Annotated in this window: 19 protein-coding genes; 7 read left to right on the forward strand and 12 right to left on the reverse strand. The window is 71.0% G+C overall.

Going from position 1 to position 22,229, the window contains the following annotated elements; all coding sequences use genetic code 11:
- Window positions 1-109: 109 nt before the first annotated feature.
- Window positions 110-673, forward strand: a complete 564-nt coding sequence (locus tag OHT01_RS17650) for a hypothetical protein (RefSeq protein WP_328554101.1) — start codon at window positions 110-112, stop codon at window positions 671-673.
- A 68-nt stretch (window positions 674-741) separates the two neighbouring features.
- Here the strand turns inward: OHT01_RS17650 and OHT01_RS17655 are convergent, their stop codons facing one another.
- Entirely contained in the window at window positions 742-1,047 is a 306-nt protein-coding gene (locus tag OHT01_RS17655) for a WXG100 family type VII secretion target (protein WP_328554102.1), read from the reverse strand.
- Between the two features lie 277 nt (window positions 1,048-1,324).
- On the opposite strand from OHT01_RS17655, the gene OHT01_RS17660 reads away from it, so the two are divergent.
- Both OHT01_RS17660 and OHT01_RS17665 read left to right on the forward strand, forming a co-directional pair.
- Window positions 1,325-5,926, forward strand: a complete 4,602-nt coding sequence (locus tag OHT01_RS17660) for an FtsK/SpoIIIE domain-containing protein (RefSeq protein ID WP_328554103.1) — start codon at window positions 1,325-1,327, stop codon at window positions 5,924-5,926.
- Between the two features lie 52 nt (window positions 5,927-5,978).
- Window positions 5,979-6,581: a hypothetical protein gene (locus tag OHT01_RS17665; RefSeq protein ID WP_328554104.1), complete on the forward strand. Its 603-nt coding sequence runs from the start codon at window positions 5,979-5,981 to the stop codon at window positions 6,579-6,581.
- A gap of 28 nt (window positions 6,582-6,609) precedes the next feature.
- Here the strand turns inward: OHT01_RS17665 and OHT01_RS17670 are convergent, their stop codons facing one another.
- Both OHT01_RS17670 and OHT01_RS17675 read right to left on the reverse strand, forming a co-directional pair.
- Window positions 6,610-8,538, reverse strand: coding sequence for a serine/threonine-protein kinase (locus tag OHT01_RS17670; RefSeq protein ID WP_328558155.1), 1,929 nt, complete (start codon window positions 8,536-8,538; stop codon window positions 6,610-6,612).
- A gap of 126 nt (window positions 8,539-8,664) precedes the next feature.
- The gene (locus OHT01_RS17675; RefSeq protein WP_328554105.1) at window positions 8,665-9,513 is read right to left on the reverse strand and encodes a menaquinone biosynthetic enzyme MqnA/MqnD family protein; all 849 of its coding nucleotides are present in this window, start codon (window positions 9,511-9,513) and stop codon (window positions 8,665-8,667) included.
- 344 nt (window positions 9,514-9,857) lie between these two features.
- Between OHT01_RS17675 and OHT01_RS17680 the strand changes: the two genes are divergently transcribed.
- A complete protein-coding gene (locus OHT01_RS17680; protein WP_037627265.1) occupies window positions 9,858-10,061 on the forward strand; it encodes a cold-shock protein in 204 nt (67 codons plus the stop codon).
- A 115-nt stretch (window positions 10,062-10,176) separates the two neighbouring features.
- On the opposite strand, the gene OHT01_RS17685 is transcribed toward OHT01_RS17680, so the two are convergent.
- The gene (locus OHT01_RS17685; RefSeq protein WP_328554106.1) at window positions 10,177-12,081 is read right to left on the reverse strand and encodes an AMP-dependent synthetase/ligase; all 1,905 of its coding nucleotides are present in this window, start codon (window positions 12,079-12,081) and stop codon (window positions 10,177-10,179) included.
- Between the two features lie 423 nt (window positions 12,082-12,504).
- On the opposite strand from OHT01_RS17685, the gene OHT01_RS17690 reads away from it, so the two are divergent.
- On the forward strand, window positions 12,505-13,473 hold the full coding sequence (locus OHT01_RS17690) for a MaoC/PaaZ C-terminal domain-containing protein (RefSeq protein WP_328554107.1): 969 nt from the start codon (window positions 12,505-12,507) through the stop codon (window positions 13,471-13,473).
- A gap of 208 nt (window positions 13,474-13,681) precedes the next feature.
- Window positions 13,682-14,974, forward strand: coding sequence for a DUF6716 putative glycosyltransferase (locus OHT01_RS17695; protein WP_328554108.1), 1,293 nt, complete (start codon window positions 13,682-13,684; stop codon window positions 14,972-14,974).
- 149 nt (window positions 14,975-15,123) lie between these two features.
- Here OHT01_RS17695 and OHT01_RS17700 read toward each other — a convergent pair whose 3' ends face one another.
- The 8 genes from OHT01_RS17700 to OHT01_RS17735 all read right to left on the reverse strand — a co-directional run bounded on the left by OHT01_RS17700 (window position 15,124) and on the right by OHT01_RS17735 (window position 21,741).
- A complete protein-coding gene (locus tag OHT01_RS17700; protein ID WP_328554109.1) occupies window positions 15,124-15,798 on the reverse strand; it encodes a TetR/AcrR family transcriptional regulator in 675 nt (224 codons plus the stop codon).
- 47 nt (window positions 15,799-15,845) lie between these two features.
- A complete protein-coding gene (locus tag OHT01_RS17705; RefSeq protein WP_328554110.1) occupies window positions 15,846-16,151 on the reverse strand; it encodes a DUF4229 domain-containing protein in 306 nt (101 codons plus the stop codon).
- Window positions 16,152-16,235: 84 nt separating this feature from the next.
- Entirely contained in the window at window positions 16,236-16,793 is a 558-nt protein-coding gene (locus OHT01_RS17710; protein ID WP_328554111.1) for a GNAT family N-acetyltransferase, read from the reverse strand.
- Between the two features lies 1 nt (window position 16,794).
- Window positions 16,795-17,958: an aminofutalosine synthase MqnE gene (gene mqnE, locus OHT01_RS17715; protein WP_328554112.1), complete on the reverse strand. Its 1,164-nt coding sequence runs from the start codon at window positions 17,956-17,958 to the stop codon at window positions 16,795-16,797.
- A gap of 95 nt (window positions 17,959-18,053) precedes the next feature.
- Window positions 18,054-18,509: an Lrp/AsnC family transcriptional regulator gene (locus tag OHT01_RS17720; RefSeq protein ID WP_328554113.1), complete on the reverse strand. Its 456-nt coding sequence runs from the start codon at window positions 18,507-18,509 to the stop codon at window positions 18,054-18,056.
- Between the two features lie 160 nt (window positions 18,510-18,669).
- Window positions 18,670-19,359, reverse strand: a complete 690-nt coding sequence (locus OHT01_RS17725; RefSeq protein WP_328554114.1) for a UbiX family flavin prenyltransferase — start codon at window positions 19,357-19,359, stop codon at window positions 18,670-18,672.
- Between the two features lie 31 nt (window positions 19,360-19,390).
- Window positions 19,391-20,293, reverse strand: coding sequence for a menaquinone biosynthesis prenyltransferase MqnP (gene mqnP / locus OHT01_RS17730; RefSeq protein WP_328554115.1), 903 nt, complete (start codon window positions 20,291-20,293; stop codon window positions 19,391-19,393).
- Window positions 20,290-21,741, reverse strand: coding sequence for a menaquinone biosynthesis decarboxylase (locus OHT01_RS17735; RefSeq protein WP_328554116.1), 1,452 nt, complete (start codon window positions 21,739-21,741; stop codon window positions 20,290-20,292). The genes mqnP and OHT01_RS17735 overlap by 4 nt, the downstream gene beginning before the upstream one ends.
- 88 nt (window positions 21,742-21,829) lie before the next feature.
- Here OHT01_RS17735 and OHT01_RS17740 point away from each other — a divergent pair, with 88 nt between their 5' ends.
- Window positions 21,830-22,228: a PLD nuclease N-terminal domain-containing protein gene (locus OHT01_RS17740; RefSeq protein WP_328554117.1), complete on the forward strand. Its 399-nt coding sequence runs from the start codon at window positions 21,830-21,832 to the stop codon at window positions 22,226-22,228.
- The last annotated feature ends 1 nt before the right edge of the window (window position 22,229 follow it).

Genomic DNA, 22,229 nt, shown 5'->3' on the forward strand with positions numbered 1-22,229 from the left:
CACAGCACGCGACCGCCTCGGCGTAGCTCCGGACGCCGGTGCGTGGTGCGCGATAGGCCGGATTCCAGAGCCTCCCCGGGACGTACACCAGGCCGCCGGTGGCGGCCCCTTGCGGCCTGCGTTCCTGCGACCGCTCGGGATGCTCGGCGCGGTACTCGTCGCGCCGTTCATGCCCATCGCCATGCTGTTCAGCCTTCTCGCCTCCGGCGAGGAGGCCCTCAAGCGCCTCCTGTCGACGAAGGAGGAACGCGACCGTGCCCGCGCCGGGGACCTGGACATCGACAGGCGGGACGCGGCCATCGCCGAGCAGGGTCTCGACACCACCTTCGACGGCGACTGGAACAAGGCCGCCGGCCAGTTCTTGTTGCGCTGGTACGGCCATTCCTCCCACCATCAACGTTTCGTCGTGGTGGCGGAGGGCCGCATCGTGCTGGCGGCCCCACCCAAGCGCGTGTCCGTCCGGAGAGAGGACCGCATGCGTGTCGTCGCCGAGATCCCCGCGGGTACGGCGGTCATCGAGGACCCCTTGCCCTCGCACGACAACCGCAAGTTGCGTATCCGCTTCATGGACGGCTCCTGGCTGATGCTGACCACTGAAGAGCAGCGCAGCGAACTTCACATGCACCTGATGCGGCAGTCGCGGGCCGGGGAGTCCGGAGTCTCCGACGTCTGAAACGACGGTGCGATGGGACACGGCCTGTGCCCCATCGCACTCAAGCGGCACGCCGACCGCGAACCGCCCTAGCCCTTGACACCCTTGGCCAGCTGGTCATCAAGGTCCTCGTACGCCTTCGCGGCGTCCTCCAGGAACTTGGCCATGCCCTTGAGGCCCTCAAGGGTGTCCTTCATGCCCTTGGTGAACTCCTTGAAGGAGTCGTCGAAGGCCTGGGAGCCCTTGGACGTCGTGTAGCCGTCGGCGACGAGGCCGTCGATGTAGGTGTCGAGGCCGTGGAGCTTGTCCTCCATCTTCTCCTTCTCGTGGCCGAGTCGCTTAGCAGCGTGCCGCATCTTCTCGTAAGTGATGTCCGCGTCTTTGCCGCCGGCCATGTGGCGTCCTCCATGCTTCAACTCGCCGCAGGGCCAACCCCCGTGGCTCCTGATGCGGATGGTGCGATCGTCCGCATCGAGCAAGCAGCTTACTTACGGCGCTTGCAGCAGCACACCCCGGTTCTGTCACGAGCCCGCACCAAGGGCGGTGCACGGGACGGGCCTTCGTGGTTCCCTCACACGGGCCGTTGCCTGCGGGAAGCGGTGAGCGGCTATCGTCGAGAACACTGTGGCCCGCGTTCCGGAAGCGGCCTCGGGTGTCTGGGGGAGGACGAGCGTGCGGTTGACTCTGACCGTCGTCGACCCGCTCGGCGGCGCGACCGCCGACGTGGTTCTCGATGCGGATCCCGAGTCCTCGGTGGGGGACATCGCCAAGGAACTGGCGGAGCACGTCGGTCACGGCGGTGGCGCGCAGATCATCCCCCTGGGGCATCACCAGGGGGCCGCCGGCGGTGGCGCGCCCGTCGCGTACGTCGACGGGTATCCCGTCGATCCGGCCGCCACCATCGGCACCTCACCGCTGCGCGAGGGCGCCGTCGTCAGCCTGCACGATCCCGCCGGCTGCCTGCCCGGCGAGCCGACCGGGCTCGTCGAACTGCGGGTGGCCGGCGGTCCCGCGGCCGGTTCCGTGCACCGGCTCGGGATCGGGCGGTACGACATCGGCGCCGGGGCGTCGGCGTACATCCGCGTCGATGATCCCGAACTCCCGGACAGAGCCCTGACGTTGTCAGTTGCAACGGACGGAACATGCCGGCTCTCCGTGCACGGGAAGAAGCCGGAGAGGGGGGACAAGGGCGAGAAGGGGACTAAGGGGGGCGTCACTCTCGACGGCGAGTCCTTCGCGGAGCGCGAGGACGACGAGTGGCCGCTCGGCAGTCAGGTCGGCGTCGGCAACACCCTTTTCCAGTTGGACCGTTACAGCGCTCCCGACGCCGCACTCAAGTGGTCGGACGACGGCGCCGGGCTGGACTACAACCGGCCGCCGCGGCTGCATCCGCCGGAGCGGGAGACGAAGTTCCGGCTGCCGAACCCCGTACGGGACTACGAAGCCCGGCCGCTGCCCTGGCTGATGGCGCTGACGCCGCTGGTCAGTGCCGTCGTGATGGCGCTGGTCTTCGGCCGCTGGTACTACATGATCATGGCTCTGCTGAGCCCGCTCATCATGTTCGGCAACTTCTTCATGGACAAGAAGCAGGGGCGCAAGTCCCATGCCAAGCAGGTGAAGGAGTACAACGAGCACAAGGCGCGGATCGAGACGGACGCCCAGGAGGCGCTGCTCGCCGAGCGCCTCGACCGGCGCCGGGCGATCCCCGATCCGGCGACCGTGCTGTCGCTGGGCACCGGACCGCGCACCCGGCTGTGGGAGCGGCGGCGCACCGACGCGGACCATCTGCTGCTGCGGGTCGGCACGGGACAACTGCCCTCCGAGGTCGTGCTCGACGACCCTGAGCAGGACGACCACAAGCGCCAGGTCACCTGGACCATCGAGGACGCCCCGGTCGCCCTCCCGCTGGGGGAGCGCGGCGTCATCGGCATCGCGGGGCCCGGTGACTCGGCCCAAGCCCTTGGCCGTTGGGCCGTCGCGCAGACCGCGGTGCTGCACAGCCCGCTGGACGTCCAGTTCTACGTCCTGACGGAGAACAGCGGCCAGGACGACTGGGACTGGGTGCGCTGGCTGCCGCACAGCAGGCCCGCCGGCGCCCAGGACACGAACGTTCTCATCGGCACGGACGCCGAGACCGTCGGCGCCCGTATCGGCGAGCTGACCCAACTCCTCGACGCCCGGCAGAAGTCGGCCAAGCAGAACGGCAACAAGGCCTCCTTCGGCGACCCGGACATCGTCGTCGTCTGGGACGGCTCCCGGCGGCTGCGGTCCATGCCGGGGGTGGTGCGGCTGCTGCGCGAAGGCCCGGCCATGTCCATGTACGCGATCTGTCTGGACGCCGAGGAGCGGTTCCTGCCCGGCGAGTGCCAGGCCATCGTCATCGCGGAACCCAGGCCCGAGGAGCACGCGAGTACGCGGGAACCGGTACGGATCGCTCCGGCCGCACCGGGCGGCTTCCCCTCCTTCCACGCCTGGCACGCCACCGAGGCCGACGACTCCGCCACCGGTGCGCGCGACGCGCTCGAACTGCGGCTGCGCGTCCAGCAGACGGGCATCGCGCGCGTACGGGACGTACGGCCCGACTTCGTGTCGGCGGCCTGGTGCTCCCGGCTCGCCCGTGCCCTGTCCGCGCTGCGCGACATCAGCGGCGAGACCGAGGACTCGGCGCTCCCGGGTGCCAGCCGGCTGCTCGACGTGCTGCAACTGGAGCCGCCGACCGGCGACGCGATCTCCGCGCGCTGGCGGATGGGCGGCCAGTCCACGACGGCCGTCATCGGTGAGTCGTACGACGGCCCGTTCGGCATAGACATGCGGCGCGACGGCCCGCACGGTCTGATCGCCGGTACGACGGGTTCCGGCAAGTCGGAGCTGCTCCAGACCATCGTGGCGTCGCTCGCCGTGGCCAACACCCCCGAGAACATGACGTTCGTCCTCGTCGACTACAAGGGCGGCTCGGCGTTCAAGGACTGCGTCCAACTCCCGCACACCGTCGGGATGGTGACCGACCTCGACGCCCATCTCGTCGAGCGCGCACTGGAGTCGCTGGGCGCGGAGCTCAAGCGGCGCGAGCACATCCTCGCCGCGGCCGACGCCAAGGACATCGAGGACTACCAGGACCTCGTACGCCGTGACCCCGCGCACGCGTCCGTGCCCCGACTCCTCATCGTCATCGACGAGTTCGCCTCCATGGTGCGCGACCTGCCCGACTTCGTGACCGGTCTGGTGAACATCGCCCAGCGAGGCCGGTCCCTCGGCATCCACCTGCTGCTCGCCACCCAGCGCCCCAGCGGTGTCGTCTCGCCGGAGATCCGGGCCAACACCAACCTCCGTATCGCCCTGCGGGTGACCGACGGCGGCGAGTCGAGCGATGTCATCGACTCCCCCGAGGCCGGGCACATCTCCAAGAACACACCGGGCCGCGCGTACGTCCGTCTCGGGCACGCCTCGCTCGTCCCGTTCCAGTCCGGACGCGTCGGCGGCCGCCGGCCCGGTGCCGCCGATCCCGCGGCGCTCGCGCCCTGGGCCGGACCGCTGGGCTGGGCGGACCTCGGGCGGGCCGCCCTGGTCAAGCCCAAGGCCGAGCAGCGCGAGGAGGAGGAGATCACCGACCTCAAGGTGCTGGTCGACGCGGTGCGCGAGGCCAACCGGGCCCTCGGGATCCCGCCCCAGCACAGCCCCTGGCTGCCCGCCCTCTCCGAGACCCTGCTGCTCGACGAGATCCAGGTGCCCGCGTTCGCGGGCGGGCCCGGGAAGCTGCAGCCTGCCCCGTACGGCGTCGAGGACCTGCCCGCCGACCAGGCCCGCCGCCCGGTCGTGGTGGACTTCGCCTCCTTCGGGCATCTGCTCATCGGCGGTGCGCCGCGCAGTGGCCGCTCGCAGATCCTGCGGACGATCGCGGGCTCGCTGGCCCGTACGCACTCGGCGGCCGACGTCCATCTGTACGGCATCGACTGCGGCAACGGCGCGCTCAACGCGCTGACCCGGCTGCCGCACTGCGGCGCCGTCGTCAGCCGCAACCAGACCGAACGCGTGGTCCGCCTCATCGCCCGCCTCAAGGGTGAACTCGGCAGGCGCCAGGACCTGTTGGCCGACAAGGGTTTCGCGGACATCGGCGAGCAGCGGGCCGCGGAGCCGGAGAGCGAGCGGCTCCCGCACATCGTGGTGCTGCTCGACCGGTGGGAGGGCTGGCTGCCGACGCTCGGCGAGTACGACCACGGCGATCTGACCGACCAGCTCACCGCGATGATGCGGGAGGGCGCGAGCGTCGGCCTGCACATGGTGATGACGGGTGACCGCCAGATCCTCTCCACCCGGATCGGCTCGCTCACCGAGGACAAGTACGCCCTGCGGCTCGCCGACCGCTCCGACTTCTCGCTGATCGGCGTCAACGCCCGCAAGATCCCCGAGGAGATCCCGCCCGGCCGCGGCTACCGCAACGAGCACGGCACCGAGACCCAGTTCGCCCTGCTCACCGAGGACTCCACCGGACAGGGCCAGGCCGCCGCGCTGGCCGCGATCGGCGAGGCGGCCGCGCTCCGCGACGCCGGACTCCCGCGCGCCCGGCGCCCGTTCAGGGTCGACGTGCTGCCCACCCGGATCGGCTTCACCGACGCGTGGGAGATGCGCGACCCGGACGCCTCCCGCTCCAGGCTGTGGAGCCTGGTGGGCATCGGCGGTGACGACATCATGGGCTTCGGCCCCGACCTCTCCAAGGGCGTGCCGACGTTCGTCGTCGCGGGCCCGGCCAAGTCCGGCCGCAGCACCACCCTGTTGAACATGGCCCGGTCGTATCTGGCCCAGGGCGTACGGCTGGTGATCGCGGCGCCACGCCCGTCGCCGCTGCGTGAACTGGACGGCCAGGAGGGCGTGTTGAAGGTCTTCGACGAGGACGACATCGAGAGCGACGAGTTGCGCGAGGCCATCGACTCGGCGACGCCCGAGGAGCCGATCGTGGTGCTGGTCGACGACGGCGAGGTCCTGGAGGACTGCGACGCCGAGACGGTCTTCAAGCGGATCGTGCAGCGCGGTGCCGAACGCGGCCTCGGACTGGTCATCGCCGGTGACGAGGAGGACGTGTGCAGCGGGTTCTCCGGCTGGCAGGTCGAGATGAAGAAGGGCCGCCGGGGCATCCTGCTCTCTCCGCAGGACTCCTCCGCGGGTGAGCTGATCGGCATCCGTACGAACCGGAGCATGGTCGGCGGACCGGTCGCCCCCGGCAAGGGCCTGCTGCACCTCGGCGACGGGGAGCCACTGACGGTGACGACACCGGTGTGAGCCGTCGGGGCAACCCGGCTGAAGAACTGCGAGAGAAGGAGAGAGCGGGCGGGTGAGCGGATCGGCGAAGCCCGGACGGCGGAAGGCCGCCGGGGCGGCCCTGCGCTACGAGCATGTGCGGCAGCGGCCGTCGGCGTGGGCGCAGGCGAGGGGGAAGGTGTCCGGAAGGGAGTCGCGGGGCGGCTGTCTCATCCTTCTGGCCGCGGCGGCCGCGATCATCGGGTTCGCGCTCACGGTCATGACCTTGGGGACCGAACTCTGGGGCTCCGCGGCCCCGGCCTGGCCGGGCCGGGGCTACGGCTTCGCGGCCGTCGTCGGGGCCGCCGGTCCCCTCGGTCTGGCCGCCGGGATCGCGGCCCTCGGCCGGACGCGGTGGAGGACGAACCCGCTGCGCTCGCTCGGCTGGGTGCTCGCCTCGCTGCCCGGAGCCGCCGCCTCCTTCGTGTGGGTGGTGGTCGCCTTCGCGGGCCTCCGCCCCAAGCACAGGCGCAACTGGGACTCCGACTGCTACAGCCGGGGCAACCCCTGCTGGGTGCATGTCGAGTACCCCTGGGTCTGGGCCGTCGGCCTGCTCTCGACGGTGCTCGTCTCCGCCGTGCTGATGACCGTCCTTTTCAGGATCGACAAGGCCCGCCGGAACACGGCGGCCGGCTGAACCGGAGGCCCGGCCGGACACCGTCCGGTCAGCCCACCTTCGTCATCCTGGCCACCGGATCCCCCGCCTCGGCGTTGTCCGTGTCGTAGGTGAGGTCACCGCCGACGGGTGTCAGCCGGACCTCGTGCCTGCCCTTGGTGCAGACGTCCCGGTTGGCCTCCGAGGCCACGCTCGTGGCGACGAGCTGCTTCCTCGTGACCTTCTTGAGGATGAGGACGTCGTCGCAGATGCCGCCGATCTGGTCGGTCTGCCGGAAGGTGCCCAACTCCTGTCCGACGGCCGCCTGATGGACGGTGACCCGGAAGGTTCCCATGGGCAGGGCGCCGTTGAGGGCGAGGCCGTCGCCCTCCCACGTGCCGAGGTAGGACGCCGGGATCGTGGACGACTGCCCGCCCGGACCGGAGGCGCTCACGGTCGGGGCCGGTTCGGGGGCGCTCGCCGTGGAACCCGGTTCCGGAGTGCTCGCGCCCACCGACGGCCCGGTGGCGGGGGCACTCCGGCTCCCGCTCGCGGACGGACGCCCGCCCGCCGCGCCGCCCTCGTCGGTCGTGCCGCCGCCCGGCAGCAGGTCGAAGAGGAACGCGGAGCCCACCGTCGCCGCCGCCAGCGCCCCGGCGACCGCCAGCGCGAGCGTGCAACTCAGCCTGCGGCCACGCCCGTCGGCCCCGGGCGCGGAGGTCGCCGCCACGCTGACGGAGACCTTGCCGGGACGGTCGTACGGCCGCTGTTCCGGCGCCCCTTCACGGTGTACGACGTCCTGGGGCCCGGCGGTGGCCCCGCTCTCGCGTTGCCCGGGTACGTACGGGGGCATCTGAGGCGGCGGCCCGAAGCCCTGCGGAGGCGGGCCGAAGCCCCCGCCCGTCCCGGACACCCCGGCGGCCCCAATCACCCCACCAGAGACCGCCCCGCCGAAGGCCGCCGCACCGGACCCCGGCTCGCCTGACGTCACCTCTCCGGACGTCACTTCTGCGGACCCGGTGCCGCTCCCGGTCGCCCGGCCGGCGTCCACCGAGGCGCTGCTGAACCCCACCGGGCCGGAGTGCGGAGCCTCCCCCGCTCCCGTCGCCTCAAGATTCAGCAGTTGTACGGCACTTCGGCTCACCCGCTCGACCAGGGAGCCCGGCAGCCAGCCGGCCGACACCAGCCGGGCGGCGCCCTGCGGCGCGAGCCGGACGGCGACCTCGCCCGGAGTGGGCCGCGCCGAGGGCTCCTTGGCCAGGCAGGCCGCCACCAGCTCACGCAACTCGCCTTCCAGCAGGTCGAGTCGTGGTTCCTCGTGCACCACCTTGTAGAGGAGGGAGGCGGAGGAGTCGCCGGGGAACGGAGGCTCCCCGGTGGCGCCGTACGCGAGGACCGCGCCGAGCGAGAAGACGTCCGCGGCTCCCGTGGCGCCCCTGCCGAGGATCTGCTCGGGGGACATGTATCCGGGGGAGCCGACCGAGACGCCGGTCGAGGTCAGGGAGGCGGTGCCGTCCGTGGCCCGCGCGATGCCGAAGTCGATCAGGAGCGGGCCGTCGAGGGTGAGCAGCACGTTGGAGGGTTTGACGTCGCGGTGGACGAGGCCCAGCGCGTGGACCGCGGTGAGCGCCTCGGCGAGTCCGGCGCCGAGGACGCGTACGCAGTGGCCCGGAAGCGGTCCGCCGTCCGCGACGGCGGCCGTCAGCGAGGGACCGGCCGCGTAACCGGTGGCGACCCAGGGGACCGGCGCCTCGGGGTCCGCGTCCAGGACGGGGGCCGTCCACGCGCCGCCCACCCGCCGCGCGGCCTCGACCTCACGGCGGAAGCGGGCACGGAACTCCTCGTCCAGCGCGAAGTGCGGATGCACGATCTTGACCGCGACCGTACGCCCGCCCGCGCTGCGTCCCAGATACACGCGCCCCATGCCGCCGGACCCCAGTCGGCCGAGCAGCCGGTAGGGCCCCACGACCGTGGGTTCGTCGGCTCCGAGCGGCTGCATGGCACTCACGGCTCACCCCTCCCCCGTACACACTGCCCAGCAGCGTAGTGCCGTGCGCGCCCGGAGCCGCGTGACTGTCGTCCCTGTCTGCCGGCCCGTACCCCCGGCCCCGTGCCGCAGGGGGTCTCAGGGCTGGAGGAGCCGTACGTCGACGTCCGACGGGAACCCGGTGGTCGAGCCGACCCGGCGCGCGAACTCCCGTACGGCCGCCAGTTGCGGGCCTCCGAAACGGAAGTCGAGTGTCGTGAAGTACTGCTCCAGGACGGCCTCGTCGAAGGCCTCCCACCGGGCCGCCTGCTCGGCGACCTTGGAGACCTCGTCGAGGGAGAGGTCGCGGGAGGCGAGGAAGGCCTGGTGCACCTTGCGGGTGACGAGAGGCTCGCGCTCCAGGTAGTCGCGCCGGGCCGCCCACACGGCGAAGACGAACGGCAGGCCCGTCCACTCCTTCCACAGCGCGCCGAGGTCGTGCACCTGGAGACCGAACTTCGGACCGTCGAGCAGATTGGCGCGCAGCGCCGCGTCACCGATGAGGACGGCGGCGTCGGCCTCCTGCATCATCAGGCTGAGGTCGGGCGGGCAGGTGTAGTACGAGGGCTGGACCCCGACCTTCTCGGCCAGCAGCAACTGGGCGAGCCGCACGGAGGTGCGCGAGGTCGAACCGAGGGCGACGCGGGCGCCGTCCAGTTGGTCGAGGGGAACCTGAGAGACGATCACGCAGGACATCACGGGGCCGTCGCAGCCGACCGCGATGTCCGGGAAGGCGACGAGGTCGTCGGCGTGCTTGAGGAACTCGACGAGCGTGATGGGCCCGATGTCGAGGTCCCCTCGCACCAACTGCTCGCTGAGCTTCTCAGGGGTGTCCTTGGTGAGCTCGAAGTCGAGGAGAGTGCCCGTTCTCGCGAGCCCCCAGTACAGGGGCAGGCAGTTCAGGAACTGGATGTGGCCGACGCGCGGCCGGGTGCGAGAATTGTCCACATCGCGAGGCTAGCCCCCAGGCGCCGCGGCGCCCGCTCCAGGGTCGGCGTGTGCTGGTGGAAACCGTCCCGACGCCTCATGTCAACGGATGTGACACCTCGGAGTCGGCGCACGTCAGACCCCCCGCCCGCGGCGGGCCACCCGTCCGGATGACGTGATCTTCGCCTCTATTGCTTTCGGGTGCCTGCGTGCTAGGCTCGCCGCAAGTTGCAGTTTGGTTTCCCTTGCAGTACAGAGCCTGCGGAGCATGTGACCGCGGGCTCTCGTCGTTTTCAGACGTATGCAGTTGTTTACACAATCGCAGGTTCTGGAGCAGGGCAACCCTTTGGGCCCAAGGAGGGCTTATGGCTACCGGAACCGTGAAGTGGTTCAACGCCGAAAAGGGCTTTGGTTTCATTGCCCAGGAAGGCGGCGGCCCGGACGTCTTCGTCCACTACTCCGCGATCAACGCGAACGGTTTCCGTTCGCTCGAAGAGAACCAGTCGGTTTCCTTCGACGTCACGCAGGGTCCGAAGGGCCCGCAGGCGGAGAACGTCACCCCGCTCTAAGCCTTCGGCTCCATGAGCCCAATGCTTTGATCCGGAACGGATAGCAGCACCCAAGGAGCCCCGCGCCAGCCGGTCGCGGGGCTCCTGCCTTTTCCCCTTCTCCGCGCGGGCCCGCCTACGTCGCGTACAGGGCCTCTATCTCCCTGCTGAAGTCCTTCTCGATCGCCGCGCGCCGCAGCTTCATGGAGGGCGTCAGGTGGCCCGCCTCCTCGGTGAAGTCGACGGGCAGGACGGTGAAGCGGCGGATGGATTCGGGGCGCGAGACGAGTTTGTTGGCCTCGTCGACGGCGCGTTGCAGGATGGCCAGCAACTCGGGGTCGTCCATGACGAGTTCGGCGGGTACGGGGTGCCTGCCGTTCATCCGGCGCCAGTGGGTGATGCCGTCGGGGTCGAGGGTGAAGAGGGCGGAGACGAACGGGCGCCGGTCACCCAGGACCATGCACTGGGCGATCAGCGGATGGGAGCGGAGCCAGTCCTGCAGGGGCGCCGGGGCGACGTTCTTGCCGCCCGCGGTGATCAGGATCTCCTTCTTGCGGCCGGTGATGGCGAGGTAGCCGTCGGCGTCCAGTTCGCCGATGTCACCGGTCGCGAACCAGCCGTCCGGGGCCGCGTCGACGACACCGCCCGCGTGCGGGTCCCAGTAGCCGCGGAAGACCTGTCCGCCGCACAGCAGCACCTCCCCGTCGGCGGCGATCCGCACCCGGGTGCCGGGCAGGGGCCGGCCCACCGTGCCGAGGCGCGGCTTCTGCGGGGGTGTGACGGTCGCGGCGGCCGTGGTCTCCGTCAGGCCGTACCCCTCGAAGATCTCGATTCCGGCTCCCGCGTAGAAGGCGGCGAGCCGCCGGCCGAGCGGGGAGCCGCCGCAGATGGCGTGCCGGACCCTGCCGCCGAGGGCATTGCGGATACGGCGGTAGACCAGGGGGTCGTAGAGGGCGCGGGCCGCGCGCAGGCCCCGGCCCGGACCGGGGCCGGTGCCGTGCTGCTTGGCCTCGACGGCCTCGCCGTACTTCTGGGCGATCCGCGCCGCCCGGTCGAAGGACGAGCCGCGGCCCATCCGTTCGGCGGTGGCGCGGCCGGTGTTGAAGACCTTCTCCAGGACGTACGGGATGGCGAGCAGGAAGGTCGGTTTGAAGGAGGCCAGGTCCGCGAGGAGTTCCTCGGTCTGGAGGCTCGGGGCATGGCCGAGCTTGACCCGTGCGCGCAGACAGGCCACGGCCACCATGCGGCCGAAGACGTGCGAGAGGGGGAGGAAGAGAAGGGTGGAGGCGGGGTCCTGGGTGCGGGCCTTGAAGATGGGGTAGAGCAGTTCCACGGCGTTGTCGACCTCGGCGAAGAAGTTGCCGTGGGTCAGGACGCAGCCCTTGGGGCGGCCGGTGGTGCCCGAGGTGTAGATGATGGTGGCGAGCGTGTCCGGGCCCAGTACCCCGCGGCGTACGGAGACTTCCTGTTCCGGGACGTCACGGCCGAGTTCCGCGAGGCGCTCCACATGGCCCTTCTCGAAGACCCACATGTGCCGCAGATCGGGGATGTGCTCCCGTTCGGGCCCGAGCGAGGCGGCCTGCGCGACGGACTCCACGGCGAGCGCGACGGCCCCCGAGTCCTGGAGGATCCAGCGGGTCTGGAAGACGGAGGAGGTCGGGTAGACCGGCACGGTGACCAGGCCCGCGGCCCAGGCGGCGAAGTCGAGGAGGGTCCACTCGTACGTCGTCCGGGACATGATGGCGATCCGGTCGCCCGGCACGAGCCCTTCCGCGATCAGCCCCTTGGCCACCGCCAGGACCTGTTCGGCGAACTCGGCGGCGGTCACGTCCGTCCAGCCCTCCCCGTCCGGCGTCCTCCGGCTGAGGACCGGCTCCAGCGGGGCGGCGACCGCGTTGTCGAACGGGATGTCCGCGAGGGAGCCGTGCGTCACCTGGCCCACGATCGGCGGCACCGCGACCTCGCGCACGACACCGTCCAGCCGCCTGATCTCGGGCTCCGGGAGGGGAGGGACGGAGTCGGGGGAGTACGGGCTGGACACGGGGCGGCTCCTTGTCGGCCGGAGGCCGGGGCGGGTGCAAGGCGTGCTCGGGCGCAGGAGCGCGGGGCGCGCATCCTCATACGGCCCTGAGGTGAGGGGAGTTCAGGGGTCTGTGCAACCCGGTGAAACGGGGATCCTACGGTGCCGAAGTGTGGGGTTTGTAGCGCTTTGAGGCAGGCAAAGTGCGGGTTACCGGGGGTAGCTGTGGCCTCCCGGGCCGGTCGGCCCGAGGGCCCGCACCCGGACCGATCCACCCGGCCACCCGGGGCGGCCCCGGCACCTCCTACGGGTGATTGCGGTGACTCGCCTCGACCCGCCCCTCGCTCTGACATACCCTTACCCCGGGTAACTTACTCCCGAGTAAATTCGTGTCCGAGCCGGGACACCGAGAGCCGCACCCTCCCCACCCGCCTGGAGACGCCGATGCGCACGCAGCCTCCCGTCCGCCCCGAGCCCCGGACCCGCACCCTCGCCGCCCCTCCCTCCCTCACCCCGCTGCTGGCCCGCGGCGCCCTGCTCTCCCCCCTCAAGCGCCCGCGCCCGGACGCCTCCGCCCCCGCCACCCGGCTCGCCCTCTCCGGCGTACGGGTCGACCTCGCCCACCTCGCCACCTACGAGCGGGTGTGCGGGTTCGCGACCGGCGCGGACGCCCTGCCGGTCACCTATCCCCATGTGCTCGCCTTTCCGCTGGCGATGCGGATCATGGCGGGGCGCGCCTTCCCGCTGCCGCTGCTCGGACTGGTGCACACGTCGATCGAGATCACCCGGTACGAGGAGACCGCCGCCACCTCGGAGTACGAACTCGGGGTCCAGGTGGAGAAGCTGGCGCCGCATCGACGGGGTACGCAGGCGACCGTACTGACCGAGGCGCGGGCCCACGGCGAACTCGTATGGGAGTCGAGAAGCACGTACCTCGCCCGGCACCGACCCCGGGACCGGAACCCGGGCCAGGACGAGAACCGGGGCCAGGACGAAGACCGGGTCCGGGACCCACAGCACGCGCCGCCGGCCGACCCGGCGACCACCCCGGCGGCCCCCTCGCCCGAGGGGCCGAAGCCGCTGCCGGCCGTCGCCGACTGGTGTCTCGCCCGGGACGTCGGCCGTCGCTACGGCGCCGTCTCCGGCGATCGCAACCCCATCCATCTGCACCCGCTGACCGCCCGCCTCTTCGGCTTCCCGCGCGCCATCGCGCACGGCATGTGGACCGTCGCCCGCTGCCTCGCGGAGTACGGGCCGCGGCAATCGGTGCGAGTCCGGGCCGAGTTCAGGGCGCCGGTGCTGCTCCCGGGGACGGTGACCTACGCGGCGCGCGGCTCGTCGTTCGAACTCCGCTCGGGCGACCGGGTCCATCTGACGGGCGACGTACGGCCGCAAGGCCCGCGAGGCGCGTGAACTTCGGGCGAACACCGTATGGCGGAAGTCCCCGCCGCAGGCCTCGGCTTTCTTCAACTCCCAGGTGGGAAAGCCGCGTTGACAAAGCTCTCACAGTCGGCACCCAGCGACCCAAGGTGCTTTCAAGCGGCCCCTCATCCCACGCTCAGACGCCCTTCCTAGCCTCGGTCCACTCCCCCGGACCTCCGCCAGGAAGGGCCCCTGAACCATGCCCCCCAGACGTATCGCCGTACTCGCCGACTCCGACACCCGCTGGAAGTGGGGCGCGTCCGTCGCCCGGCAGATCGCGCCCGGACACGCCCTCGACGCGGTCTTCCTGCGCACCCGGGCCACCCCGACGGAACGCCAGCTGACGGAGATCGGGATCGTGCCGGACACCCGGCGCGAGGTCACGGCGGCCGAACTGGTCGACGACGAGGAACTCGCGGCGGCCGACGTGCTCGTCCTCGCCACCGCGGGTGGTACGACACTCGCGCTCACCCACAGCCTGGGGATCGCGTGGGAGGGCCGGGAGCGCCGGCCGGTCACGGTCACGGGGTACGTCGGGGTCGTGTACGAGAAGATGATCGACGGGCTGATGACCCGGGCCGGCACCGATCTCGTGCTCGCCAACAGCGCGTACGACGCGGACCGGTTCCGTTCCGCCTTCGCGAGTGTCGGCGTCGATCCGGACTCGGTGGTGGAGTGCGCGCTGCCCTTCCTGGGCGGGGAACCGTACGCGCCGTCCACGGAACGGCCCTTCACCCTCACGTTCGCCGTCCAGCCGTCGGTGCCCAAGGGCCGGGAGTCCCGGCTCGGGCTGCTGGAACGGGCGGCGGGTCACGCGCGACGGCATCCCGACCGGCTGGTGCTGATGAAACTGCGCAGCCTGCCGGGCGAGCACACCACACACGTCGAGGCCGATCCGTACCAGGTGCTCGTCGGGAGACTGGCCGAGCCGGCCCCGGCCAACCTGCGGCTGGTCTACGGCAACATGGGCGAAGTCCTCGACAGCACCGACCTGTTGGTGACCGTCAGCTCGACGGCCGCCCTGGAGTCGATGCACCGCGGCATCCCGACCGCGATCCTCACCGACTTCGGGGTCCGCGAGGCCCACGGCAACCACTACTTCGTGCACTCCGGCTGCCTGGCGTCCTGGGACGACCTGGACGCGGGCGCGCTGCCCCGTGTCGACCCGGCGTGGGCGGCCCGGCAGGGCATCGGCAAGAGCGACCCGTACGGCGCGGCCCGCGCCCGGATCGCCGCGCTGGACGCGGCGGGACGGCTGCCCGCGCTGCGCCCGTACTACTCGCCGCGCCGCGCGGGGACGTATCTCGGCGGCATCCTGGAGCGCAACGGCCTCGACGAGAAGGGCAGGCCGCTGGCGCCCGCGCAGGACCGGGGCGGAGCGGGCCCGCTGCGGACGGTGGTCCGCAGGGCCGCACGCGGCGGCGCCAGGTCCCTCTACCGTGTGGGCCGCGAGCGGGTCGCCCCGGCGCTTCGCCGCTGGGGCCGACCCTGACCCCACCCGGCCACCGCGGACGATCTCCCGGACCCGCCAGGCGCCGAACCCGGCCGACGGCCGACGGCCGGGTGCGCGGTGCGGGGTGCGGGGTGCCGGGTGCCGGACCCCAGTACAAAACGGGTGCCATGCCCCCGAGCCGGCCCCGGTCAGACCTCCGCGGTGGTCTGGGGCGGGATCGCCGCGGCCGGCGGGGACCACGGGCGGCCCTGCATGAGGGTGCCGAGTCCCGCCCAGGCGAAGTTCATCAGGGTGGCGGCGGCCTGCCGGGCCGAGACTCCCGGAGTGGCATTGGCCCAGGCGGCCAGCGACTCGGCGGCGCCGACCAGCGCCTCCGCGAGCCCGGCGACCTCCCGGGCGGGCAACGACGGGTCGCGGTGCGCCTCCCGGGCGGCGACGACGATCAACTGCGTGACGAACTGGACCAGTTCCTCGCGCATCGCGAAGACCTCGGCCGCGAAGGGCTCGCCGTGCGTACGGGCCTGGAGGTGCAGGACCGCCCAGCCGTCCGGGTTCTCCGCGGTGTGCGAGAAGAACGCCCGCAGCCCTTCCCAGAGTTGCCGGTCCGCAGGCAGTCCGGGCCGGACACCGGCACGGACGGCGGCGGTGAGCGCCTTGGCCTCACGCCGGATGCACGCGGTGAACAGGTCTTCCTTCGAGTTCAGGTACAGGTACACCAACGGCTTGGACACGCCCGCGAGTTCGGCGATCTCGTCCATCGACGCGGCCCGGTACCCACGCTGCCCGAAGGTCCGTACGGCCGCGTCCAGCATCTGCTGTTCGCGTACCGCACGCGGCATCCGCTTGTTCTTCACAGCACCCATGCGCCCAGCCTACGAGGGGCCGGGGCGCGGCCGGGCGCGCAGGAGTGTCAGGAGGCCTGGTTCGGGGCCCCTTGGGGGGTCTCGCCCAGGACGTCGTCCTCCTGGCTGCGGTTGCGCTCCAGGTTGGCCCTGGCACGGTCGACCCGGGCGACGACCTGGGCGGAGGCGCGGTCGCGCTCTCCCCGCAGGACGACGAAACTGATCGGCGCGGAGATCACCAGGGCGAGCAGGACGACCCACATGTAGTTGGAGTCGCCGAGGCCGCGCGGGGCGATGCCCGAGTAGACGAGGCCCCAGACGACCCCGAGGCAGCCCACGAAGATCCCGAGGCGCATCAGTGTGTAGCGGAACATCTCAATCCACTCTTCCCGTTCCGAACGTTCCCAAAGAACTCCGTCCAGTGAAGCACGCCAGGACGGCGATCTTGCAGGGGGGCCTCAGTCGCGGGGCGCCGCGGTTCCTGGGTCGCGGAGGGCCAGCGGCAGCAGCATCGTGATGTCGTCCCGCTCGTCGCCGGGCGCGACGCGGATCGCCGCGGGCACCCTGCCGACCTCCTTGTAGCCGCAGGAGGCGTAGAAGCGTTCCAGGCCCTCCCCGCCGCGGCAGGTCAGCCGGATCGCCTCGATGCCGTCGAGCGAGCCCGCGGCCTCCTCGGCCGCCGCGAGCAGGTCCCGGCCGTACCCCTTGCCCTGGTGACGGGGGTGCACCATCACGGTGTAGAGCCACACCCAGTGCTTCATCAGCCGGTGGGTGTTGTACGTGAGGAAGGCGGTCGCGGCGACGCCGCCCTCCTCGTCCCGGCCGACCAGCAGCCGGGTGCGGCCCTCCGCCATCGCGGCGAAGTGCTTCACGAGTTCGGGGCGGACGTCACCGGCGGCCACCGGCGGCACGAAGCCGACCGAGCCGCCCGTGTTCGAGACGTCCACCCAGAGGGCGACCACCCCGTCCCGCAGGACAGGGGTGACCGCCGGGTCCAGCTCGAAGCGCAGCGCCACGTCAGACCCGCATGGCCTGCGGCGACTCGCGGCGCTCCGGGTCCGGGCCGTCGTACTCGCGGATGATCTCGTAGCGCGTGTTCCGCTCGACGGGCCGGAAGCCGGCGTCCCGGATCAGGTCGAGGAGGTCGTCGCGGGTCAGCTTGTTCGGGGTGCCGTAGTTGTCGGCGTCGTGCGTGATCTTGTACTCGACGACCGAGCCGTCCATGTCGTCCGCGCCGTGCTGGAGGGCGAGCTGGGCGGTCTGCACACCGTGCATGACCCAGAAGACCTTGACGTGCGGGACGTTGTCGAACAGCAGCCGGGAGACCGCGAAGGTCTTCAGCGCCTCGGCGCCGGTCGCCATCTGGGTGCGGGCCTGGAGACGGTTCCTGACCTTGCCGTCCTTCATGTCCACGAAGTCGTGCTGGTAGCGCAGCGGGATGAAGACCTGGAAGCCGCCGGTCTCGTCCTGGAGCTCACGCAGCCGCAGCACGTGGTCGACGCGGTGGCGGGGCTCCTCGATGTGCCCGTACAGCATCGTGCACGGGGTCTTGAGACCCTTCTCGTGCGCGAGGCGGTGGATGCGCGACCAGTCCTCCCAGTGGGTGCGGTGGTCGACGATGTGCTGCCGGACCTCCCAGTCGAAGATCTCCGCGCCGCCGCCGGTCAGCGACTCCAGACCGGCCTCGATCAGCTCGTCGAGGATCTCCGAGGCCGACAGCCCCGAGATGGTCTCGAAGTGATGGATCTCGGTGGCGGTGAACGCCTTGAGCGAGACCTCCGGGAGCGCCTTCTTCAGCTCGCTGAGCGAACGCGGGTAGTAGCGCCACGGCAGGTTCGGGTGCAGTCCGTTGACGATGTGCAGCTCGGTGAGGTTCTCGCCCTCCATCGTCTTGGCGAGCCGGACGGCCTCCTCGATGCGCATCGTGTACGCGTCCTTCTCGCCCGGCTTGCGCTGGAACGAGCAGTACGCGCAGGACGCGGTGCACACGTTCGTCATGTTGAGGTGACGGTTGACGTTGAAGTGGACGACGTCGCCGTTCTTCCGCGTGCGCACCTCGTGCGCGAGTCCGCCGAGCCACGCCAGGTCGTCCGACTCGTACAGCGCGATGCCGTCCTCGCGGCTGAGCCGCTCACCGGCCCGGACCTTGTCCTCCAGCTCGCGCTTGAGCCCGACATCCATGCGATTACCTCTCCCTGTGACGAAACGCTGCCAACCGTACTCCCCCGCCTTCCGGCGGAAGGCCCCCCATCAGGGCCTTCGCGTCCGGGGTGTCCCTACTCCTCCTCGGGCAGCTCTCCGACCCGGTTCTCCCACTTCGTGGAGAGCACGATCGTCGTACGGGTACGGGAGACGCCCTTGGTCCCGGACAGACGCCGGATGGTCTTCTCCAGTCCGTCGACATCGCTCGACCGCACCTTGAGCATGAACGAGTCGTCGCCCGCGATGAACCAGCAGTCCTCGATCTCGCTGAGGTCGCGCAGCCGCCGGGCCACGTCCTCGTGGTCGGCCGCGTCGGAGAGCGAGATGCCGATCAGGGCGGTGACGCCGAGGCCGAGCGAGGCCGAGTCGACCGTCGCGCGGTACCCGATGATGACGCCGGCCGCCTCCAGCCGGTTGATGCGGTCGGTGACACTGGGTCCCGACAGACCGACGAGGCGCCCCAGCTCCGCGTAGGAGGCCCGGCCGTTCTCCCTGAGGGCCTGGATGAGCTGCCTGTCCACCGCGTCCATGCGATCGAAGCCTTCCGCTGAAAAGGTCTTGAGACGTCTGAGCCGTCTTGAAGATGTCGAGATGTCGTGAAGTCTTGAGATGTCGTGAAGTCTTGAGGTGTCCGAACGGTCCGCGCGTTCTGAAGTGCCTGCGACGCCCGGTGTGTGCCGGGTGCTTCCGTCAGGTGGTGTCGCCCCGGGAGCCGCTCCCGAGCTCACCCTTCCAGCGGCGGTACAGGGCGTGTTCGACGCCCGCCGCGTCGAGGACCCGCCCGGCGACGAAGTCCACCAGGTCCTGGATGTGCGTGGCTCCCGCGTAGAACGCCGGCGAGGCGGGCAGCACGGTCGCGCCCGCGTCGTCCAGGGAGACCAGGTGACGCAGCGTCTGCCCGTTCAGGGGGGTCTCCCGTACGGCGACGACCAGTCTGCGCCCCTCCTTGAGCGTGACGCTCGCGGCCCGCTGGAGCAGGTCCTTGGAGAGGCCGAGGGCGACTCCGGCCACACACGCGGTGGACGCGGGCACGATGAGCATGCCCTGGGCCGGGTACGAGCCCGACGAGGGCCCCGCCGCCAGGTCGCCCGCGCTCCAGTGCCGTACGCCGTCGAGATGTTCCCCGGGGACGTCGAAGGTGCCGGGCTTGCCGTCGGCGCCCCGCTCCAGCCACGCGCGCAGATCGTCCCGCCAGTGGGCGTCGCGGAACGGGAGGCCGGTCTCGTCGAGCAGCGTGAGCCGTGAGGCCCGGCTGACGACCAGGTCGACGCTCTCCCCCGCTTCCAGCAGCGAACGCAGCACCGCGGCCGCGTACGGCGTACCGGACGCGCCGGACACCCCCACGATCCAAGGCCGGCGCTGCGTCTGTCCTGGCTTCATGATGTCGAGCCTATCCGGCCACCGCCCATGTTCAGACCGTGAGCCCGCGCACCAGCAGATCGAGCAGGGCACACACGAACAGGGCGATGCCGATGAAGCCGTTGACCTGGAAGAACGCCCGGTTCAGCCGGGTCAGGTCGTGCGGCTTCACGATCGAGTGCTCGTAGAGGAACGCGCCCGTGACGATGACCAGGCCCAGCCAGAAGAACGCGCCCGCGCCGGTCGCCGCCCCGTACCAGACGAAGAGCGCTGTCGTCACCGCGTGGCAGCCTCGCGCACCCCGGATCGCCGCCGGGATGCCGAACCGCGCCGGCACCGACATCACACCGATCTCGCGGTCGGTCTCGACGTCCTGGCAGGCGTAGATCAGGTCGAAGCCGCCGATCCACACGCCCACCGCGAGACCGAGGACGACGGCGTCCCAGGACCAGGTGCCGGTGACCGCGATCCAGGCGCCGATCGGGCCCATCGCCTGGGCGAGACCCAGGATGGCCTGCGGGAAGTTCGTGAACCGCTTGCCGTACGGGTAGACGACCATCGGGATGACCGCGATGGGCGCCAGCGCCAGGCAGAGCGGGTTGAGCAGGGCGGCGGCCGCCAGGAAGACGACCAGGGCCACCAGCGCGCCCGTCCAGGCGTGCTTGACGCTCATCGCCCCGGTGACCAGTTCACGATGGGCCGTACGGGGGTTGCGGGCGTCGATCTCGCGGTCGATGATCCGGTTCGCCGCCATGGCGAAGGTGCGCAGGCCCACCATCGCGATGGTGACCAGGAGCAGCTTTCCCCAGTGGATGTTCTTGTCTGCCTCGAACATCGCCGTGAGCGCCGCGATGTAGGCGAAGGGCAGCGCGAACACCGAGTGCTCGATCATGACGAGGCGCAGGAACGCCTTGGTGCGGCCCGGCTGCGGAAGCGCCGCGGAAGCTGAACTCACAGCCCGTACTCCTTCCAGCGGCGGTCGACCTTCGCCGCCGTCTCCGGGTCGGACAGCACCATCTCGGGCCAGCCGCCGTCCCGGGTGTAGCCCTCCTCGGGCCACTTCCTCGTCGCGTCGATGCCCGCCTTGCCGCCCCAGAACTGCTGGTACGAGGCGTGGTCGAGGTGGTCGACCGGGCCTTCGACGACGGTGAGGTCACGCCCGTAGTCCGTGTTGCCCAGCGCCCGCCAGGCCACCTCGTGCAGATCGTGGACGTCGCAGTCCGCGTCGACGACGATGATGAGCTTCGTCAGGGACATCATGTGCGCGCCCCAGACGGCGTGCATCACCTTCTGGGCGTGCTTCGGGTACTTCTTGTCGATCGCGACGATCGCACAGTTGTGGAAACCGCCCGCTTCGGGCAGGTGGTAGTCCACGATGTCCGGCACGATGATCTTCAGCAGGGGCAGGAAGAACCGTTCCGTCGCCCGGCCGAGGGGTCCGTCCTCCGTGGGGGGCCGGCCCACCACGATGGACTGGAGCAGCGGCCGCTTGCGCATCGTCACGCAGTCGATGGTCAGCGCCGGGAACGGCTCCTGCGGGGTGTAGAACCCGGTGTGGTCGCCGAACGGCCCCTCGGGCAGCATCTCGCCCGGCTCCAGCCAGCCTTCGAGGACGACCTCGGCGTTCGCGGGCACCTGGAGCGGCACGGTCTTGCAGTCGACCATCTCGATCCGCTTGCCCTGGAGGAACCCGGCGAAGAGGTACTCGTCGATGTCACCGGGCAGCGGGGCGGTGGAGGCGTACGTCACGGCGGGCGGACACCCGAAGGCGATCGCGACGGGCAGCCGCTCACCCCTGCGGGCGGCGACCTGGTAGTGGTTGCGGCTGTCCTTGTGGATCTGCCAGTGCATGCCGATGGTGCGCTTGTCGTGGCGCTGGAGCCGGTAGAGGCCGAGATTGCGGATGCCGGACTCGGGGTCCTTGGTGTGGGTGAGTCCGAGGTTGAAGAAGGAGCCGCCGTCCTCGGGCCAGGTGAACAGGGCGGGCAGGGCGTCGAGGTCGACGTCGTCGCCCCGCAGCACCACCTCCTGCACCGGCGCGTCCTTGACCTTCTTCGGCGGCACGTGTGCCATCGCGCCGAGCTTGCCGAAGGCCTCGCGCACCCCGACGAAGCCGTGCGGCAGCTCAGGCCGGAGCAGTCCGCCGATCTTCTCGGAGATCTCGGCGTACGACTTCAGGCCGAGCGCCTTCAGCAGTCGCCGGTCGGTGCCGAAGACGTTCATCGCGAGCGGCATCGCCGACCCGCGCACGTTCTCGAAGAGCAGCGCGGGGCCGCCCGCCTTCTGCACCCGGTCGACGATCTCTCCGACCTCCAGGTACGGATCCACCTCGGCCTTGATGCGCTTGAGGTCACCCTCGCGCTCCAGCGCCCTCAGCAGGGAGCGAAGATCGTCGTAAGCCATGTGTTCAAGTATCGGCCACCCGCTACCCTGTGCCCGTCACCGGGGGCCCGTGCCGCCCCGTCGTCGCTCACCGGGGGATCGTTCGGCCATGATCAGATATGTATGGGTCCTGCTGGTTCTCGGGCTGTGGATCTACGCCTTCATCGACTGCCTGAACACGCCGGAGAAGGAGGTCAGGGGCCTGCCCAAGGTGGTCTGGGTCATCATCATCCTGCTCTTCGGCGAGGTGCTGGTCGGTCCGGTCGCCTGGCTCGTCGCGGGCCGTGACCGCCGGGGTCCGGCGGGCGGCGCCACCCCCTCCGAGTGGCACCGCAGCCACCGGACGGCGTTCGTCGCTCCCGACGACAACCCCGAGTTCCTCGCCTCCCTCAAGGCCGAGAACCGCAAGGACGAGACCGTTCTGAAAGACTGGGAGGCCGACCTGCGGCGCCGCGAGGACGAGCTGAGGCGGCGCGAGGAGCAGAGCAGGTCCGACGAAGAGTCCTGAC

Source organism: Streptomyces sp. NBC_00358, from assembly GCF_036099295.1.
Lineage (GTDB): Bacteria > Actinomycetota > Actinomycetes > Streptomycetales > Streptomycetaceae > Streptomyces.